Raw genomic sequence first — 16,638 nt, 5'->3', positions numbered from 1 at the left:
CGGCACGCAACGCGCTCACCGCGGCCTGCAGGTCGACTCCCGACATGCTTCGAACATACATTCGACCACCGACAAAATCGGGCTTGCACATCAGTCGCGCAATTGGCCACACCCGGGGTCGACAGTTACGCACTCTCGCTGCGGCGCGACTGTGCGCGAAGTGTCGAATTTCCGCGGCGTGTCGGGTGCAGACGCGCACGGTCGCGGGAATGGGGAGCGCCGGATTCGGCGATGACGTCTCGGTAGTGGCCGAGGAGTTCGTCGCAGATCGCCGGCCAGGTGCGCATCAGCACACTGCGGCGCGCAGCGATCGAATACCGTTGCCGCTCGGCGATCAGGTGCTCGACGGACTCCGGCAGGCGGGCCTCGAACTCGTCGACCGCCAGAAGAAGCCCGGTGCGGTAGGGGGCGACGAGGTCCCGCGGGCCGCCGGCGTCCGGGGCGATGACCGGCAGACCCGAGGCCATCGCCTCCTGAACCGCCTGACAGAAGGTCTCGTGCTCGCCGGGATGCACGAACACATCCATGCTGGCGTACGCGGCTGCCAGGTCCCGGCCGTACAGCGCACCGGTGAAAACCGCTGAGGGAAGCAGGCTTTGAAGCTTGGCCCGGTCGATACCGTCGCCGACGATGACCACCCGCATGTCATCCCGCTGCGCGAGCACCGCCAGTCGCTCGACGTGCTTCTCCGGCGCGAGGCGACCGACGAACCCGACGATCGGCTTACCGCCGGGCGACCACCGGCGCCGCAGCGCGTCGTCGCGCGCCGACGGCACGAAGCCGGTGATGTCGACACCCCTCCCCCACTTGTGCACACGCGGAATGCCGTGCACCGTCAGGTCTTCCATCGCGGCGGTGGACGGGGCGAGGGTCCGGTCGGCCCGGCTGTGCAGATGCCTCGTCCACGCCCACGCGGCGCGGGACGTGAAGCCGACGCCGTAACTCTCGGCGAATCCGGCGACGTCGGTCTGGAACACGGCCACGGTCGGAACACCGAGATGGCGTGCGGCGCACAGGCCGCCGTACCCGAGCAACGCGGGTGAGGCCAGGTGCACGATGTCGGGGTCGAATCCCCGTAGCACACCGACGATCCGGGGTCGTGGTACGCCGAGAGGCAGCGAAGTGACCTTGGGGAACATCCGCGAAGGCACGCGATGGACGCGGATGCCGTCGTGCACGCGTTCGGCGGGTGGTTCGCCGCGAGGCGTGTCGGGGGCGATGACGAGGGCTTCGTGTCCGGTGCGGCGGAGATGCTCGATCACCCGCAGCACCGAGTTGGTGACGCCGTTGACATTCGGGAGGAACGATTCTGCGACGATTGCCACGCGCACGACGGAATCGTCTCAGCGCAGCCTGTCGCGAAGGTTGCGGCCAGGAATACGGCAGGCGAAAGCCCGGTGCGCCAACGGGTGCTGCGACGCGTTCGCGTCGAGTATCGTGCGCACCAGAGAAAGGGCGGTCGACATGCGGTTCTCGCGGACACTGGCGGTGTTGGCGCTCACCGTGCTGCTCGCCGCCGTCGGCTGCACCAACCATGTCGCCGGGACCGCCAAGCGCGATCCCGCCCAGGCCCCACTGAAGGTCAGCGAAGACGGTTTCGGAGTGGTGGCCGGATTCGACGACGCACCGGTCAAAATCGAGATCTTCACCGAGCCGCAATGCACCCATTGCGCGGACCTACAAGCCGATTTCGGCGATCAGCTCGCCTACTACATCGGTGTCGGCCAACTCAACGTCACGTACCGACCGCTGATCTTCCTCGACGAGGCGACCGACGGACACTCGGCGCGGGTGAGCAACGCGTTGTTCCTCGCCACCGGAAGCGGCGCGACCGGCACCCAGTTCCAGCGGTTCGTCAAAGAGTTGTGGGCCAACCAGGATCCGGGCGGGCCGGGTCCGAGCGACGACGAGATGGCCGACATGGCCAGCGCCGCAGGCATGCCCGACAAGGCCGTCAAGCGGGTCGCCACCGGCGGGTCGGCGGTGAACATCGTCGAGATGGACGAGAGCAACTTCGGTTTCCTGTACGACGTGGATCCCGGGGCCACCGGCACACCGACCGTCTACGACCTGGTCACCGGCGAGAAGGTCGATATCTATGACAACGACTGGCTCGACAAGCTGATCCAGTCCTGACCGTCAGATCGCGCTCGACAGCTCGGCGGAGTTCCGATCGGGAGTCGAACGCGGTGAGCTTCTGCGCTCGATCAGCGTCACGCCGGCCAATGCGGCGCTGGCGATCAGCCAGCCGACGACCGCGATCGAACTCGCCGGGATGATCGCCAACGCCGCGTTGCGGTGCTGCACGCGAACGAGATCCGGGTCGTTGGTGTCGTATTCGACGTAGATGTTCATCCCCGTCTCGAGCTCGGAGGGATAGAGCACACCGAGTTCGGGGCGGTATGTGACGCGGTCGGGGGTGACGAACTCGATCGTCGACCGGCGCGGCCCGGCGTCGAGCACCTCGGCGGCGGCAACGCCCATGTGCCGCTCGATCTGGCGGTCATTGCGCCACGCGCCCAACACCATCAGCACCGACTGCAGGGTCACCAGGCATGCCGCGATCACGATGCCGACGCGGATCCGCCGGAACACCCGCTGGCGGTGTGACTCGTTGGGGTCGGCGGTCAGCCGTGGCAGGAACCGGCGCGCCCATCGGATGGGTTTCCGCAGGCGGTCCACGGCCGATCGCCTCAGTCCGGTTCCGCTCACAGGGGCTGAATCGTTCGCTTCGCTCACAGAAGCTGAATCGTTCGCTCCGCTCACAGGGCCGCCTTGATCGACGCGTGCAGCGCCCGCAACGACGACCGGTCGGCCTTCACCTCCAGCACCCGCATGCCGTCGTAGGGTTCGTCGAGCGCCTCGGCCAGATCGTCGGCCTCGAGTTGCCGGCTCTCGACGTGATACGCCCGGCACAGAGCGCCCACGTCGACGTCGTGCGGAGTGCCGAAGATGCGCGACGACACGTCGGAGAACCGCGGGTCGCCCTGCTCGAGCAGTTCGAAGATGCCGCCGCCGTTGTCATTGGACACCACGATGGTCAGGTTGCGCGGCGTCGGCTCCGTCGGCCCGATCAACAACCCCGAGCTGTCGTGAACGAACGTCAGATCACCGAGCAGCGCGATCGTGCGGTTCGCCCCGCTCCCGCCACCCGCCCGCTCATGGGCGAGCGCAGCCCCGATGGCCGTCGACACCGTGCCGTCGATACCGGCGACTCCGCGGTTCGATCGCACCTTGACGCCGTGGGTGCTCAGGCCGACCAGCGCCGCGTCACGTACCGGGTTCGACGCGCCGAGCACCAGCTGGTCGCCGGGCCGGACCGCGTCGGCGACCGCGGCGGCCACGTGCAAACCGGTCTTGAGCGGATGCGCCCGCAGCTGCGAGTGGACCGCCTCCATCGCGTGCCGGTGCACCTCGGCGCACCTGGCGAGCCAGGCGGGGTCCGGGGTGCCCGTGGTGACGGCGCGGGTACCGGTGGCCTGCGAATTGCCCGACACGTCGGGCCAGCGGGGACCGGTGGTCAGCGCGTACACCGGCACCGACGGGTCGGCCAACAGCGCCGAAACCGGGCGGTGCAGCGTCGGGCGGCCGAGCATGATGACCTGTTTGGGCCGCACCAACCGCAGCGCGAAGGGGTGCAGCGGGTTGTCCGCGGCCGGCGCCGTCGGTTCGGCGACGGTCGGCAACGCGGCCAGGTTCGGATGCTCGCCCGCGCCGTGCCCGGCGATCACGACGGTGTCCGGCGTCAAGTCGATGTCGAGCGGCTGGTCGAAGGACACCGGCGGCGTGTACGTCCACGGCTTGCCGCCGGGCCTGCCCTGCGGCACGTAGGTCACCGTCTCGTCCGCATCGGGCACCAACGGCTCCCGCAGCGGGATGTCGAACTGCACGGGGCCCGCATTCGCGGATCGAGAACCCTTGGCCGCCACCAGAATCCGACATACGGCGGAACGCCATTGCGCGTTGAGCACATCGAGATGCTCCGGGGATTCCTCGGCCAGGCCCAGGCTGATCGACGCGCGGACCTGCGTGCCGAAATACCCCAGCTGCTCGAAGGTCTGGTTCGCGCCGGTGCCGAGCAACTCGTAGGGACGGTTGGCGCTCAGCACGACCAGCGGCACCCGCGCGTAGTTCGCCTCGACCACGGCGGGCCCGAGGTTGGCCACCGCGGTCCCCGACGTCATCGCGATGCAGACCGGGGCACGTTCGGCGATCGCCAACCCGATGGCCAGGAAGCCCGCGGTGCGCTCGTCGATGCGGACGTGCAACCGGAGCCGTCCTGCGCGGTCGGCGTCCTGCAACGCAAAGGCCAGCGGGGCGTTACGCGATCCGGGGCACAGCACGACGTCCCGTACGCCGCCGCGAATCAGTTCGTCGACGACCACGCGGGCCTGCGCGGTCGAGGGGTTCACCACTACAGCTTATCGGCGAAGAAATCGAGCGCCGCTTTGTTGATCGCCTCGGGATGCTCCAGGAAGCCGAGGTGGCCGGCGTCGGGAATCTCCAGGTAGCGGCCGTTCGGGATCGCGTCGGCGACCTCGCGACTCAGGTGCGGGGGCAGCACCAGGTCGTCGGCGAACCCGATGACCAGTGTGGGGGCCGTAATACTTCGGTAAGCCGGCAGTCGGTTCCCCTGCGGCCGGACCTCAATCTGCGCACGCCCGCCGGGTGTGGGCTTGGTCGGCCACATGACGAACATGTCGATCCAGTCGCGGACCTTGACGTCGTCGTTGAGCGTCTTGGGCGAGAAGCTCTCCAGCAGGCGCAGTTTCGCGTCGTACTTGGTGGGCAGCACCACGTTGGAGGCGGCGAGTTCGCGCTCGGCGTCGCGGAAGAACTCGCGGGTGCGATCCTCGCGGCCACGGGTGGCCATCAACACCGCCCGGTCGACCAGGTCGGGCCGGGCCACCATCAGCTCCTGGGCGATGTAGGAGCCCATCGACACCGAGACGATGCGCACCGGCGCCGCGTCGAGCTTCTCGATCAGCGCGGCCGTGTCGGACACCATCGTCTCGGTGGTGAAGCCGGTGGCGTTCTCGGTGGCGCCCACCCCGCGGTTATCGAACGTGATGCAGCGGTAGCCGGCGCGCTGGAACTCGGGCACCTGATGCAGGTGCCAGGTTCGGCCCGCACCGCCGTGACCGGCGATGAACAGTACCGATGGGCCGCTACCGCGATCGTCGTACGCCAAATTCACCCGACCGACGGTACTCAAGTCTCACGCGTACGGCGCTTCGGGTGCAGTCGGGCGCACCCGGCGCGACTATGCCGATTCCGTCGCTTCGGTGAACGCGATGACCGGGATACGGCGGCCGGCGGCGCGCTTCTCGTAGTCGGCGTAGTTCGGTACGAACTGTTTGGCCAGCTCGAACAGGCGGTCCCGTTCGGCCCCGGTGACCTCCTCGCCGATGAAGGTGCCCCGGTAGCCGCGCGCCGACAGCGTGACCCGCGGGTTGGCTTTGACATTGTGAAACCACGCCGGATGCCGGTCGCCGCCGTAGTTGGAGGCGATGACGATCACCCGGCCGGCATCGGTGAAGTAGGTCAGCGGCGTGCTGCGCTGTCGGCCGGTCTTGGCGCCCGTGTGCGTGAGCAGCACCTCCGGCATGACCAGCGACATCGAGACCCGGCCGTTGGTCAAATTGATCACCGCGCGATCCAGCCGCCATCCGATGCGGCGCAGAAACCACCGCGACGGCCCCAACCCCATCAAACGGGCGCCCGCACGCACGAACGGCGTCGGCGGATCGGGCCGCACTTGAGGAATTCCCACAGCTGCGAGGGTATCGCCGACCGTCAGCGCGCCGAGACCGCCTTCCTGCGGACCCGTTGCACCGCGGCGGTCCACAGCAGCGCCATCGTCGGGGCGAGCTGTCGCTGTTTGACGGTGTCGCGGCTCAGCAGGGTCGATGCGGTCGCCTTGGTGGCGGCCGACGCCTTCGACAGGTGCCCGGAGTCGTAGGGCGGCTGCGGATCGTATTCGATGACGAGTTGCACCGCCTTGGCCTTCGCGTCACCGGCGATCTGCCCGTAGAGCCACAGGCCGAGGTCGATTCCGGCCGACACCCCCGCGGCAGTGACGATCTTGCCGTCGTGGACCACGCGATGGTCGGAGACGGTGTCGACGCCGAACGGTTTGAGCATCGGCAACGCCATCCAGTGCGACGTCGCGCGTCGGCCATCGAGCAGGCCCGCGGCGGCGAGGATGACCGAACCCGAGCACACCGACGTCGTCCAGGTCGACGTCTCGTGGGCCGTGCGGACCCAGTCGAGCACCTTCTCGTCGCGGGCGTGCTGGAAGCTCGACAGTCCGCCGGGGACCAAAACGATGTCGGGCGAGGGTGTCTCGTCGAACGAATGGGTGGCGCCGACGAGCAGCACGCCGGAGTCGGCCTCGATCGGCCCCGGTTCGTGCCAGACGAACCGCACCTCGGCGTCGGGTAGGTTGCGCAGCACCTCGTAGGGGCCGATGAAGTCGAGCGCGGTGTAGCCGGGGTACACCATGATCGCGATCTGAGTCATTGGCAGTCTCCTGTTCAGGCGAAGGTCTTGCGATACTGGTCGGGTGAAATACCAAGGCGGCGAACGAAATTACGTCGAAGCGATTCGGCGCTGCCGAATCCGCATCGCGCGGCGATGACGGTGACGGTGTCGTCGGTCTCCTCGAGCTGGCGGCGCGCGGCTTCGGTGCGGATCCGCTCGACGTAGGCGCCGGGCGCCTCCCCCACCTCCTCGGTGAACAACCGGGTGAAGTGGCGCGGGCTCATCGCGGCACGACGGGCCAGCTCCGTGATGCTGTGCACGCCACCGGGTTCGGTTTCGATGGCTTCCTGCACCTCGCGGATGGGCGCCCTCTTGGCGCGTGGCATCCACACCGGTGCGGCGAACTGTGTCTGGCCGCCCGGCCTGCGCAGGTACATGACGAGCCAGCGCGCGACCGTCTGCGCGACATCGGTGCCGTGGTCGTCCTCGACGAGCGAGAGTGCGAGGTCGATGCCGGCGGTGACGCCGGCGGCGGTCCATGTCCGATCGTTGCTGCGCACGAAGATCGGCTCGGGATCGACTGTCACCGCCGGGAATTCACTCGAGAGTTGGTCGGTGTAGGCCCAGTGTGTGGTGGCGGTGCAGCCGTCGAGCAGGCCGGCCTCGGCGGCGAGGAACGCGCCGGTGCACACGCTGACGACCCGGCGCGAGTTCGGGGCGACGGTCTGGATCCAGTTGATCAGGTCGAGGTTGTTCCGAGCGTCCTGAACTCCGGCACCGCCGGGAAGGACCAGGGTGTCGATCGGTGCGCGCGGGTCCGGCAGTGGTGCGGCGACGAGCGCCAGGCCGGTGCCGGTGGTCGCCGGTTCGCCATCGAGTGTCACCACTTTGGCGTCGTAGCCCTCGCGGCCCATGCCCTGCAGATATCGGGACGCTCCCGTGAACACCTCGAATGGACCGACCAGGTCCAGGGCCTGCACGCCGGTAAAGCCGAGAATCACCACCGATCGCATGAACCCAGTGTTGGCCACCAGGTCGATGGCGTCTAGGCCATGCAGCCCACAGATCAGGACATCGCCGGCGACGAGTGTCGGATGCTCACCACACCAGCGGGGCGAGGTGTTTGAGCGCATAGGCGCGCACCGCGTCGCCGTCGTTGACGTCGAGCACCGGCGTGCGTACCTGAGCCAGCGATGCGGCCAGCCGGATGTGCAGCTCACTGACCGCAAGCAGGTCCTCGTCGGGCATGGTCGCGCCGGCGGCCCTCAACGCCCTGGCCATGGCGGCGGATGCGCTGTCGAGGAACTCCTGGGCCTCGTCGTACATGCCCGACATCGTCGACAGGTCGCCGTCGAGCCGCAGGAACCGGCGCATGACCGGTTCGGCCGTCAGCAGCCGCAGGCCCTCGCAGAACGCCGCGACGGCAGCCTCCTTGGCGCCGGAGTCGATGCCGACGGTCTGCAGGCGTGCCATCGCGAAATCGAATGTCTGCCTTCCGAGTTCGGTGATCAACACGTCGCGGCTCGGAAAGCGGCGATACAGCGTGCTGCGGCTGACGCCTGCTTGGCGCGCGATGACGTCCATGCTGGCCCTGCCGACGCCGACGAGCGCGACCTCCTCGGCGGCCGCCTTGAGGATCGCGGCCTCCTGTTCGGTGCGGCTGTCGGTGTTGCGGAGACGGCGCATCGGTCTAGGTTATGCCCGCCGACCGGCCGGGCACGCCGCAGGCGGCGCGAAGGAGTCGAGCGTGACCGAGCGGTGGAACCGCACGAGCTTCTCGTACTCCAACCGGTTGCGCGCCAACGGAATCAGCCTCACCTTGTCGGGGAGTACCCGCCACGCCAGTTGCAGCACGCGGGTGTACACCTCGAACTCCCGCTGATGGCGGTCCTCCCATTGGAAGCCCGTCATCTCGCGGATCCCGGGATGCAAGATGCCGAACGAGCAGATTTTGACGACGCGTCCGGCGACAGGTCGTAGAAGCAGCCACGGCGGAGTCAGCGCGACGCGCATCACGGGTGGAATCATCAACGTCGGCAACGGCAGTCGCGTCAGCTGATCGGTGACGCGGCGCAGAAACGCGTTGTCGGCCAGCTCGTTGTCGACCATCGAGTCGTAGTACCGCACGGCCTCGTCGTAGCTCGCCGGGAGTTTGGCGTGGTTTCCGGGCAGTTCCAATGACCGGAAGGCCTCGAGCAACTGCTGATAGGCCGCCTCCTTCTCGGCTTCGGTCATGGTGATCGCCGTACAGGGAGTGAACGAGTTCAACACGAGGAACATCCCGCTCACCGCAATCCAGTTCCACAGCTTCGGATCGAGCGCGCTGTAGCGCACGTCGGTGAACGCGCCGTCACCGCGGCCGCGCACCTCGCGATGCATTCGCTTGAGCCGCTCCCCCTCGGCGGCTCGGTCGTGCGGATCGCCCCAGATCGCGAGGAACGCCGATAGCCCACTTCGCACCCCTCGATCAGCGAAGTTGGCCTCGAATCGACCGGTCTTGTCGACGGCCGCGGCCACCGGCACCAACGCGACCTCGTCGAAGGCCGCCGCGCCGAAGAAGCCACCGAGCGCGCTGCCGCTGTGTTTTCGGAACTCGCGCATGACCTTTGGGCGGACATCGCCGGCGATCTGGACGGGTGGAGCTTCGGCCGTTTCGGTCATGTCGCCTCCGTAGCTTCTGAAACAGAGACTAGTGACTTGTGTCAATGTGTCAACGGGTGACAGGCGCGGACCCTCTCGATCCACCACCGGCGGCGGTCCGGAGGTGCGGCCAGCGCCGATAGGCGCGCCGGATCGGGTTCGGCGGGCGCCGCCGGCAGGTACCCACCCCGGGCACGCAGTGGTTCGGCGACGTCATCGACGAACAACCCGCCGGTGCCCAGCCCGCACGCGTAGCGCAGGTCTGGCAGCGCCGCGGCGGCGAGTAGGCCGCGGCCGATACCGACCGCCGAGTCCAACGCACTGGAGACGACGACGGGGATATCGATCTGCGCGGCGATCGCGAGCAGCGCACGCACCCCGCCCAACGGTGCGACCTTGAGCACCGCGATGTCCGCCGCCTTCTCGCGCACCACCCGCAGGGGGTCGGTGGCCTTGCGGATGCTCTCGTCGGCGGCGATCGGAACGTCTACGCGGCGGCGCAATTCGGCCAGTTCCGCCACCGTGGCGCACGGTTGTTCCAGGTATTCCAGCGGACCGTCGGCGGTCAGCGCCGTCGCCGCCGCGACCGCTTCGTCGACGCTCCAGCCACCGTTGGCATCGACCCGCACCGTCGGCATTGCGGCCCGCACCGCGTTCACGCGCGCCGTGTCATCGGCCAAGGTCTGCCCCGGCTCGGCGACCTTGACCTTCGCGGTGCGCGCTCCGGGGAAGCGTGCCAGCACCTCCGGCACCTGGGCGGCGTCGACGGCGGGCACGGTCGCGTTGATCGGAATCTTGTCGCGATGTACCTGCGGCGGTGGTTCATAGGCCGCCTCCAGCGCGGATGCCAGCCAATGCGCTGCCTCCGGCGGCTCGTATTCGAGGAACGCGCCGAACTCGCCCCACCCGGCCGGGCCCTCGATCAGCGCGACTTCGCGGACCGTGATGCCGCGAAAGCGCACCCGCATCGGGAGGGCGACGACGTGCATGCGGTCGAGGACGTCGTCGAGCTGCGGCATGCGCACCATCCTGCCGGTTCCGGGTCGGCAGGTTTAACGATCGCGAATCCGGCTACCTTTCAGTTGCTTAACTAATTGTGATTCGTAGTAGGAGCACATGGTGCAACTGAAGACTCTGGTGCCCTCGGCGCTGGCGGTGACGGTGACCGCGGTTGCCGGTGGCCTGGCCAGCAAGGACTCGCAGTCCCTCTGGTACGCGAAGCTGCGTAAGCCGCCGTATCAACCACCGCGGCAAGCGTTTCCGATCGTGTGGCCCATTCTGTACGCCGATATCGCCGTGACCTCGTCGGCGACGCTCGACGAACTCGAGCGCCGTGGCCGAAGCGAGGAACGTCGGCGCTACCTCACCGCCCTCGCGGTCAACCTGGTGCTCAACGGCAGCTGGTCGTGGTTGTTCTTCAACCAGGGCAAGCTCGGCACGTCGGCGGTGGCGGCGGGCGCGCTGACGCTCAGCAGCGCCGACCTCACCCGCCGTGCCGTGCAGGTGCGCGGCGCCCAGGCGGCGCCGCTGGCGTTGTATCCGCTGTGGTGTGCGTTCGCGACCGCGCTGTCGACGCACATCTGGTTCCTTAACCGACGATGATGCGGCTATTGGAGATCCCGCGCCAGGTCGCGGAGTCGGTGTTCTCGATGGTCGGGATCCGGGTGGGCACCGAAGAGCCGCACTACCTGGCCACGAAGCTGTCCGGGCAGGTGGAGATACGCCGGTACGGTCCCAGGATCGCCGCCGAGACCACGGTGAGCGCCGACGAGGACCGCGCCAGAAGCATCGGGTTCCGGCGCCTTGCCGGCTACATCTTCGGCGGCAACCACCGCGACGAGACGATCGCGATGACCGCACCGGTCAGCCAGCAGTCGCGCGAGAAGATCGCGATGACGGCGCCGGTCTCGCAAGCCCGCGACGGCGAGAACTCGACGATCCGCTTCTACATGCCGTCGAAGTGGACGATGGACACATTGCCCACTCCCGACGACGAGAACGTGCGGTTGGTCCAGGTGCCGGGTGAAACGGTCGCGGTGCTGCGGTTCACCGGCGATCGCAGTCCGCGAGCCGTCGCCGAACGCACGCGTGAGCTCTCGGCGACGCTGCGCGCCAACGGGATCGAGGCCGTCGGGCCGCCGCAGTCCTGGTTTTACGACCCGCCGTGGACGCTGCCGTTCCGCCGCCGCAACGAGATCGCGATCCCGGTGCGGCCCACCGACTAGACCGTCGCGCGGTCTCGGCCCTCCCAGTAGGGCTTACGCAGCTCCTTTTTCAGGATCTTGCCCGTCGGATTGCGGGGCAGCTCATCGGTGATGTCGACCGTCTTGGGGCACTTGTACGCCGCGAGCCGTTCCCGGCACCATGCGATGAGGTCTTCGGGTGCCACCGAATCCTCGACCGACACAACGGCCTTGACCACTTCGCCCCACTTCTCGTCGGGCACGCCGATCACCGCGACGTCGGTCACGGCGGGGTGTTCGGCGATGACGCGTTCCACCTCGATGGAGTAGATGTTCTCTCCGCCGGAGATGATCATGTCCTTGAGGCGGTCCTCGACGAAGATGTAACCGTCATCGTCGATGCGGCCGATGTCTCCCGTGCGGAACCAGCCGTCGTCGGTGATCGCCTCCGCCGTCGCCTCGGGTTTGTTGTGGTACCCCTTCATCAGTTGCGGTGTGCGGAACCACAATTCGCCCTGCTCCCCTGCCGGCACATCTTTCAGCGTGTCCGGGTCGACCACCCGGACCTCGGCGCCGGGGATGACTCGCCCCGCGCTGACCAGCCGTTCCTCGGTGCCCGAGCGGTGGTCGTCGGGCAACAGCTGGCTGATCACGCCGCAGACCTCGGTCAGCCCGTACACCTGGATGAAATCGGTGTTCGGCCAAGCCTCCAACGCCGCGCGCAGCAGCGGCAGCGGCATCGGCGACGCGCCGTACACGTACGTCTTCAGTGCCCCGAACAACTTGACCGCGTCCTCGCCGGACTCCAGCACCTTGGCCAGCACCGCGGGCACCAGGAAGGTTCGGTTGGCGCCGTTGAGGATTGCGCCGGCCAGCGCGGCGCCGTCGACCTCGCGCGTCATCACCGTCGGCACACCGTCGTGAATGCTGAACTGCACGTAGGACGATCCGCCGACGTGGAAGAGCGGCATCGACACCATGCTCTTGTCGCCCTCGTCGAAGCCCCACCCGTTGTGCGCGTTGACGGTGTGCGCGATCAGGTTGGCCTGGGTGATCTGCACACCCTTCGGGCGTCCCGTCGTGCCCGATGAGTACATGATGATCGCCACGTCGTCGGGCTGAACATCGTCGGCGCGCCCGACCGGCGTCGCGTCGGTGAGCAGCGCCTCGTACTCGTCACCGTCACCGCCGTCGGGTGTCACCTCGATGAGGTGTTCGACGTGGGTGAGCTTGTCGCGGATCTTGTCGATCGTCGGCTTCAGCTCCGTGCCCACGATCAACAGCTTGGCTTCCGAGTCGGTGAGCACGTAGTCGATCTCATCGGCGGCCAGCCGGAAGTTGATGATCGCCGTTGCCGCGCCCAACGACGCGGCCGCGATGGTCAATTCGACGCAGGCCGGGTGGTTCTTGTCGAGGAAGGCCACCACGTCACCGCGTTTGATTCCGCGCTGCTGCAACGCGCCCGCCAGGCGGCGGACCCGGTCGTTCCATTGCGACCAGGTCCAGGTGCGGTCGAGGAAGGTCATCGCCTCGGCGTCGGGTTGGGTTTCGGCCCAGTGCGCGAGCCGTTCGTCGAGGAATTGCGGGTCATGCAGGTCAGACATGGGAGAAGCCTAGCGACCGTCGCGGTCTGGTCAGTCGCCTTTGCGGTAAACCTGTCGGCCGGCCAGATACGTGGCCTGCACCTGCAGATCGGCGATCTCCTCGGGCGCCACCGTGCGCGGATCGGCCGACAGCACCACCATGTCGGCGTACTTGCCCACTTCCAGCGAGCCGACCACATCGTCGGCGAACAGCTGGTAGGCCGCGTCCACTGTCTGCGCCCGGATCGCCTGCTCGACGGAGATGCGTTGCTCCGGGCCGATCACCCGCCCGCTCGGAGCCGTGCGGGTGGCCGCGACGCTGATGTTGCGCAGCGGTTCTTCGGGGGTGACCGGCGGATCGTTGTGCAGCGAGATCCGCATACCCGTGGCGACCGCGGATCCGCATGGCATCCAACGGCTTCCGTGTTCGGTGCCGAACAATCCATCGACGATGATGTCGCCCCAGTAGTGGATCTGATCGACGAACACGCTGCAGACGACGCCGAGGTCGTGCGCGCGTTGCAGCTGATCGTCGCGGATGGCGCCGACGTGCTCGAGCCGCAGCCGGTGATCGTCACGGGGCCAGCGCCGCAACGCTTCTTCGTACACGTCGAGGATGGTGTCGACGCCGGCGTCGCCCTGGACGTGGCAGGCCATCGGCCAGCCCTGGGGGAAGTAGGCGTGGACGATCTCGGTGAGTTGTTCGCGGGTGTAGTTGGCGTGCCCGCACGATCCGGGTGCGACGCCGATGGTGCGCGTGGCGTCGGTGTCCAAGTACGGAAACGACAGGTCGATGTTGCCGATCCACGGCGACCCGTCGACCCAGATCTTGATCCCGACCTGACGGAGCAGGTCGTCGCCGGTGCCCGGGGTCGCGTCGGTGGACATCTGGGCATTGGAGATTTCGTAGAGCCGCAGCCGCACGCTCAATTCAGTGCGCAGCGTTTCGATCACCGGCCGGAACACCGGATCGAAGGCCATCTCCGAGCAGGTGGTCAGTCCGGCGGCGTTGAGCCGCTGCAGTTCGGTGTGCAGCATCGCCGGGTAGTCGGCGGGATCGATCACGCCGGCCAGCAGGCTGAACACCGCTGCGGTCTCCTCGGCGGTGCCGTCGAGTTCACCGTTCGCGTCGCGGCCGTACCGGGCGCCTTTGGGGTCGGGGGTGTCGCGGGTGAGCCCGAAGCGCCGGGCGGTGGCGCTGTTGAAGTAGGCCTTGTGCCCCGAGTTGTGCACGATCACCAAGGGATCGTCGGGGGCGACGTCGTCGAGCCAGGCCAATGTCGGCGCCGGTAAGCCCTTCTGCAGCAGCGGATCCCAGCCGTTGAGGTACGCACCCTCGGCGCCGCGGTTGGCGACCTCGGTCTTGATGGCGGCGACCACGTCGTCGCCCTTGGGCAGTGTGACCGGCCGGATGTCGACCATCCGCTCGGACAGCACGATGGCCTCCATCAGCGGATGGCCGTGCGCCTCGACGAATCCTGGCATCACGCACCCGTCGACGTCGCGGGTCTCGGTGCCGGGGCCGATCCAGCCGTCGATCTCGTTGCCGCTGCCCACGGCGACGATGCGGCCGTCGCTCACCGCGAGCGCCTCCGCGGTCGGCTGGCTTTCGTCGACCGTCAGGATGGTTCCACGGATGATCAGGTCAGCGGGCATCGCTGCTCCTCGTGTCGGCTTTGGTACGGCCCCAGAAGTCGGTCAGCCCGAGATCGGTCGATGTGACCCGGCCGTCGGGCCGCAGCACGATCAGACGGTTGTCGTTGGAGGGCTCGAAGGCGGGCGGGGTGGGCGTCGCGATGACGAGGATGTCCCCGTCGGGTGTGGCGGTCACCCGCTTGACATCGTCGAGGTCGGCCACCACCGCCATCGTCTCCCCCGACCCGATGTCGATCAGCAAAAGTGACTCTCGCCCATCGGTGTTCGGGTCGTCGCCGCGCACGAGCACCACGCCGCTCACGGTACCCAGTGGCGCTGCGGCCGAGTGGTGCTTCGTGAACATGTCTGTGCCTTCGGCGAGTTGTTCTCCGGTGGCGAGCGCCGCAGGGGTGCGCACGATCTCGTAGACGAGTTCGGGGCGGGTCACATCGTGGATGCGGGTGAGCACCTCGGTGCGTCCGTCGGGCCATTCGCGGGTCAACACACCCGTCTGCCGGGACAGGTGCACCGCGCCGCCGTCGGGAAGCGCCATGCGCTTCGGCGTGGCCGCCGGGTCGACGTCGATCATCTCGAATGCCGTGTCGCGCGTGGGCGCCGAGTCGGCGATCAGTGTGCCGCGCCAGTTGTCGGCCACATCGTGGGGCGTAGGCGTGGCTTCGGTTGTGCCCAGCGGGATGTGGACGACGGTGCCCGACTGGGTCAGCGCGATGACGGCGTCGAGGTCCGGGTCGACGTGGTAGGCCATGTAGGCCTGCACGTAATCGTTGCCGAGACCGGGGATCTGGTCGTTCTGCATGACGATCCGACCGTCCTCGACGGCAACGATCGACAATCCGTAGTCGGTGGCGACGTATGCGAGGCCGTCGGCGACGGCGAGTACGGCCCGTTCCCAGCCACTCTTGCCGTGCAACTGGACATCCCACAGCAGTTCGCCGGTGTGAAGCGACACCGCGGCCAAGCGCTCCTGCCATACGTCGTCGGTACCGAACGGGGCCGAGCGCACACCGCCGGTGCGGCCGTACGCCGCCAGCACGGCGGGGTGACCGGCGACGGTGGCGAAGCCGACGACGGGGCCGACGCTGGGCATCGGATCGCCGAGCACCCGCGGGACGGCGTACATCCCGAGTAGGGCGCCGACCACCACCACGGCGAATCCGAGCGAACGTGCGATACCCATGACCGATTGTCGGCGGCCCGGTCTAAGTCCGCTCTGGCTCGGTGATGAGAAATCTCCCAAACTCCGATGAAAATTTCGTGCGGCACGTGTCGAATTCTGTGGGAGCCCGTTCGACGGAGTTGTGAGGGCGCGAGAACCCGCCCCGACAACCGACAAGGAGACAGACAAATGGCGCGATACATGCTGATCATGCGGGTCACCCCCGAGGCCGAAGCTGCGTTCGCCGACGCCAACGTGGACTTCAACGAGGTCATCGAGTCGATGGGCCGCTACAACGAGGAGTTGATCAAGGCCGGTGTGATGCTCGCCGGCGAGGGCCTGACCGGGCCGGAGGACGGTTTCGTCGTCGACTTCGACTCCGATCCGCCGGTGGTGACCGACGGCCCGTACACCGAGGCCAAGGAGCTGTTCAACGGGTTCTGGATCATCGACGTGTCGTCGAAGGAGGAGGCCAAGCAGTGGGCCCAGAAGTGCCCCCTGGGGCCTGGCGTGAGGCTCGAGGTCCGGCTGGTCGGCGAGACCGACCAGTTCCCGCAGGACAACCCGTGGATCAAGAAGGAGATTCAGTGGAAGGCCGAGCTGGCGGAGAAGGTCGCGGCGCAGGCGCGGGCCGAGGCCGACAAGTTGGCGTGAGTCCTTGCTGAGCGCGTGCGACGGGCGCTACGTGGCGCGGATCCGGATGGGTCCGCGCCACTCGGCGTTCGGGTCGAGCACCTCACCTTTCTGGGTGATCTCGACGTCGCCGTCGCGGGCCAGGTCGCGGGCGGTCTCGCGGGCGTCGTCCATCAGTTCGCGCCAGTCGTCGCCGCCGACGGCGCGGGCCGCGTCCGACGGGCAGATCGTCTTGTCCGGGCCGCGCTCATGAGTGAGCTTCAGGATCGTCTCGCGCAGCCGCTGCCTGGCATCGGTGCTCACC

The 16,638-nt window shown here is 67.9% G+C and carries 18 protein-coding genes; 4 read left to right on the top strand and 14 right to left on the bottom strand.

The genetic code is table 11. The annotated features are described in order from the left end of the window. Positions 1-125: 125 nt before the first annotated feature. Positions 126-1,331 carry a glycosyltransferase family 4 protein gene (locus AU072_RS27365; RefSeq protein WP_082680915.1) on the bottom strand — a complete coding sequence of 402 codons (1,206 nt, stop codon included), beginning with the start codon at positions 1,329-1,331 and terminating at the stop codon, positions 126-128. A gap of 133 nt (positions 1,332-1,464) precedes the next feature. On the opposite strand from AU072_RS27365, the gene AU072_RS27360 reads away from it, so the two are divergent. Beyond that, entirely contained in the window at positions 1,465-2,136 is a 672-nt protein-coding gene (locus tag AU072_RS27360) for a DsbA family protein (protein ID WP_064416653.1), read from the top strand. A 3-nt stretch (positions 2,137-2,139) separates the two neighbouring features. Here AU072_RS27360 and AU072_RS27355 read toward each other — a convergent pair whose 3' ends face one another. From AU072_RS27355 to AU072_RS27315, 9 genes are all read right to left on the bottom strand, one after another. Then, entirely contained in the window at positions 2,140-2,682 is a 543-nt protein-coding gene (locus AU072_RS27355; protein WP_064416652.1) for a DUF3592 domain-containing protein, read from the bottom strand. A gap of 80 nt (positions 2,683-2,762) precedes the next feature. Next, complete coding sequence (gene menD, locus AU072_RS27350) at positions 2,763-4,412, bottom strand: 2-succinyl-5-enolpyruvyl-6-hydroxy-3-cyclohexene-1-carboxylic-acid synthase (RefSeq protein WP_064416683.1); 1,650 nt, start codon at positions 4,410-4,412, stop codon at positions 2,763-2,765. A gap of 2 nt (positions 4,413-4,414) precedes the next feature. Continuing rightward, positions 4,415-5,197, bottom strand: a complete 783-nt coding sequence (locus AU072_RS27345; RefSeq protein WP_064416651.1) for an alpha/beta fold hydrolase — start codon at positions 5,195-5,197, stop codon at positions 4,415-4,417. Between the two features lie 66 nt (positions 5,198-5,263). Continuing rightward, on the bottom strand, positions 5,264-5,773 hold the full coding sequence (locus tag AU072_RS27340; protein WP_064416682.1) for a nitroreductase family deazaflavin-dependent oxidoreductase: 510 nt from the start codon (positions 5,771-5,773) through the stop codon (positions 5,264-5,266). Between the two features lie 23 nt (positions 5,774-5,796). After that, positions 5,797-6,522 (bottom strand): DJ-1/PfpI family protein, encoded by a 726-nt coding sequence (locus AU072_RS27335; protein ID WP_064416650.1) that lies wholly within the window; start codon positions 6,520-6,522, stop codon positions 5,797-5,799. Between the two features lie 14 nt (positions 6,523-6,536). Next, positions 6,537-7,496, bottom strand: a complete 960-nt coding sequence (locus AU072_RS27330; RefSeq protein ID WP_064416681.1) for a GlxA family transcriptional regulator — start codon at positions 7,494-7,496, stop codon at positions 6,537-6,539. 85 nt (positions 7,497-7,581) lie between these two features. Further along, positions 7,582-8,169 carry a TetR/AcrR family transcriptional regulator gene (locus AU072_RS27325; protein WP_064416649.1) on the bottom strand — a complete coding sequence of 196 codons (588 nt, stop codon included), beginning with the start codon at positions 8,167-8,169 and terminating at the stop codon, positions 7,582-7,584. A gap of 9 nt (positions 8,170-8,178) precedes the next feature. Then, positions 8,179-9,144 (bottom strand): oxygenase MpaB family protein, encoded by a 966-nt coding sequence (locus AU072_RS27320; RefSeq protein ID WP_064416648.1) that lies wholly within the window; start codon positions 9,142-9,144, stop codon positions 8,179-8,181. A 41-nt stretch (positions 9,145-9,185) separates the two neighbouring features. Then, a complete protein-coding gene (locus AU072_RS27315; RefSeq protein WP_165595655.1) occupies positions 9,186-10,142 on the bottom strand; it encodes an o-succinylbenzoate synthase in 957 nt (318 codons plus the stop codon). A gap of 100 nt (positions 10,143-10,242) precedes the next feature. Between AU072_RS27315 and AU072_RS27310 the strand changes: the two genes are divergently transcribed. Both AU072_RS27310 and AU072_RS27305 read left to right on the top strand, forming a co-directional pair. Beyond that, entirely contained in the window at positions 10,243-10,725 is a 483-nt protein-coding gene (locus tag AU072_RS27310) for a TspO/MBR family protein (protein ID WP_064416680.1), read from the top strand. Further along, positions 10,725-11,348, top strand: coding sequence for an SOUL family heme-binding protein (locus tag AU072_RS27305; RefSeq protein WP_082680918.1), 624 nt, complete (start codon positions 10,725-10,727; stop codon positions 11,346-11,348). The genes AU072_RS27310 and AU072_RS27305 overlap by 1 nt, the downstream gene beginning before the upstream one ends. On the opposite strand, the gene AU072_RS27300 is transcribed toward AU072_RS27305, so the two are convergent. From AU072_RS27300 to AU072_RS27290, 3 genes are read right to left on the bottom strand one after another with little or no spacing between them, the layout of a single operon-like run. Continuing rightward, a complete protein-coding gene (locus AU072_RS27300; RefSeq protein WP_064416645.1) occupies positions 11,345-12,910 on the bottom strand; it encodes a long-chain-fatty-acid--CoA ligase in 1,566 nt (521 codons plus the stop codon). The genes AU072_RS27305 and AU072_RS27300 overlap by 4 nt on opposite strands. A 30-nt stretch (positions 12,911-12,940) precedes the next feature. Next, positions 12,941-14,545 (bottom strand): amidohydrolase, encoded by a 1,605-nt coding sequence (locus tag AU072_RS27295; RefSeq protein WP_064416644.1) that lies wholly within the window; start codon positions 14,543-14,545, stop codon positions 12,941-12,943. Then, positions 14,535-15,722 (bottom strand): PA2928 family protein, encoded by a 1,188-nt coding sequence (locus tag AU072_RS27290; RefSeq protein ID WP_064416643.1) that lies wholly within the window; start codon positions 15,720-15,722, stop codon positions 14,535-14,537. The genes AU072_RS27295 and AU072_RS27290 overlap by 11 nt, the downstream gene beginning before the upstream one ends. A gap of 168 nt (positions 15,723-15,890) precedes the next feature. On the opposite strand from AU072_RS27290, the gene AU072_RS27285 reads away from it, so the two are divergent. Beyond that, the gene (locus AU072_RS27285; RefSeq protein WP_064351373.1) at positions 15,891-16,355 is read left to right on the top strand and encodes a YciI family protein; all 465 of its coding nucleotides are present in this window, start codon (positions 15,891-15,893) and stop codon (positions 16,353-16,355) included. A gap of 27 nt (positions 16,356-16,382) precedes the next feature. On the opposite strand, the gene AU072_RS27280 is transcribed toward AU072_RS27285, so the two are convergent. Continuing rightward, positions 16,383-16,637, bottom strand: coding sequence for a DUF3253 domain-containing protein (locus tag AU072_RS27280; RefSeq protein WP_064416642.1), 255 nt, complete (start codon positions 16,635-16,637; stop codon positions 16,383-16,385). Between the last annotated feature and the right edge of the window lies 1 nt (position 16,638).

Origin of the sequence: Mycolicibacterium novocastrense, assembly GCF_001499835.1 — a bacterium.
Classification (GTDB): Bacteria; Actinomycetota; Actinomycetes; order Mycobacteriales; family Mycobacteriaceae; genus Mycobacterium; species Mycobacterium novocastrense.
The sequence above is the reverse complement of the archived record's forward strand: the minus strand, read 5'-3'. Positions and strand labels throughout refer to the sequence as shown.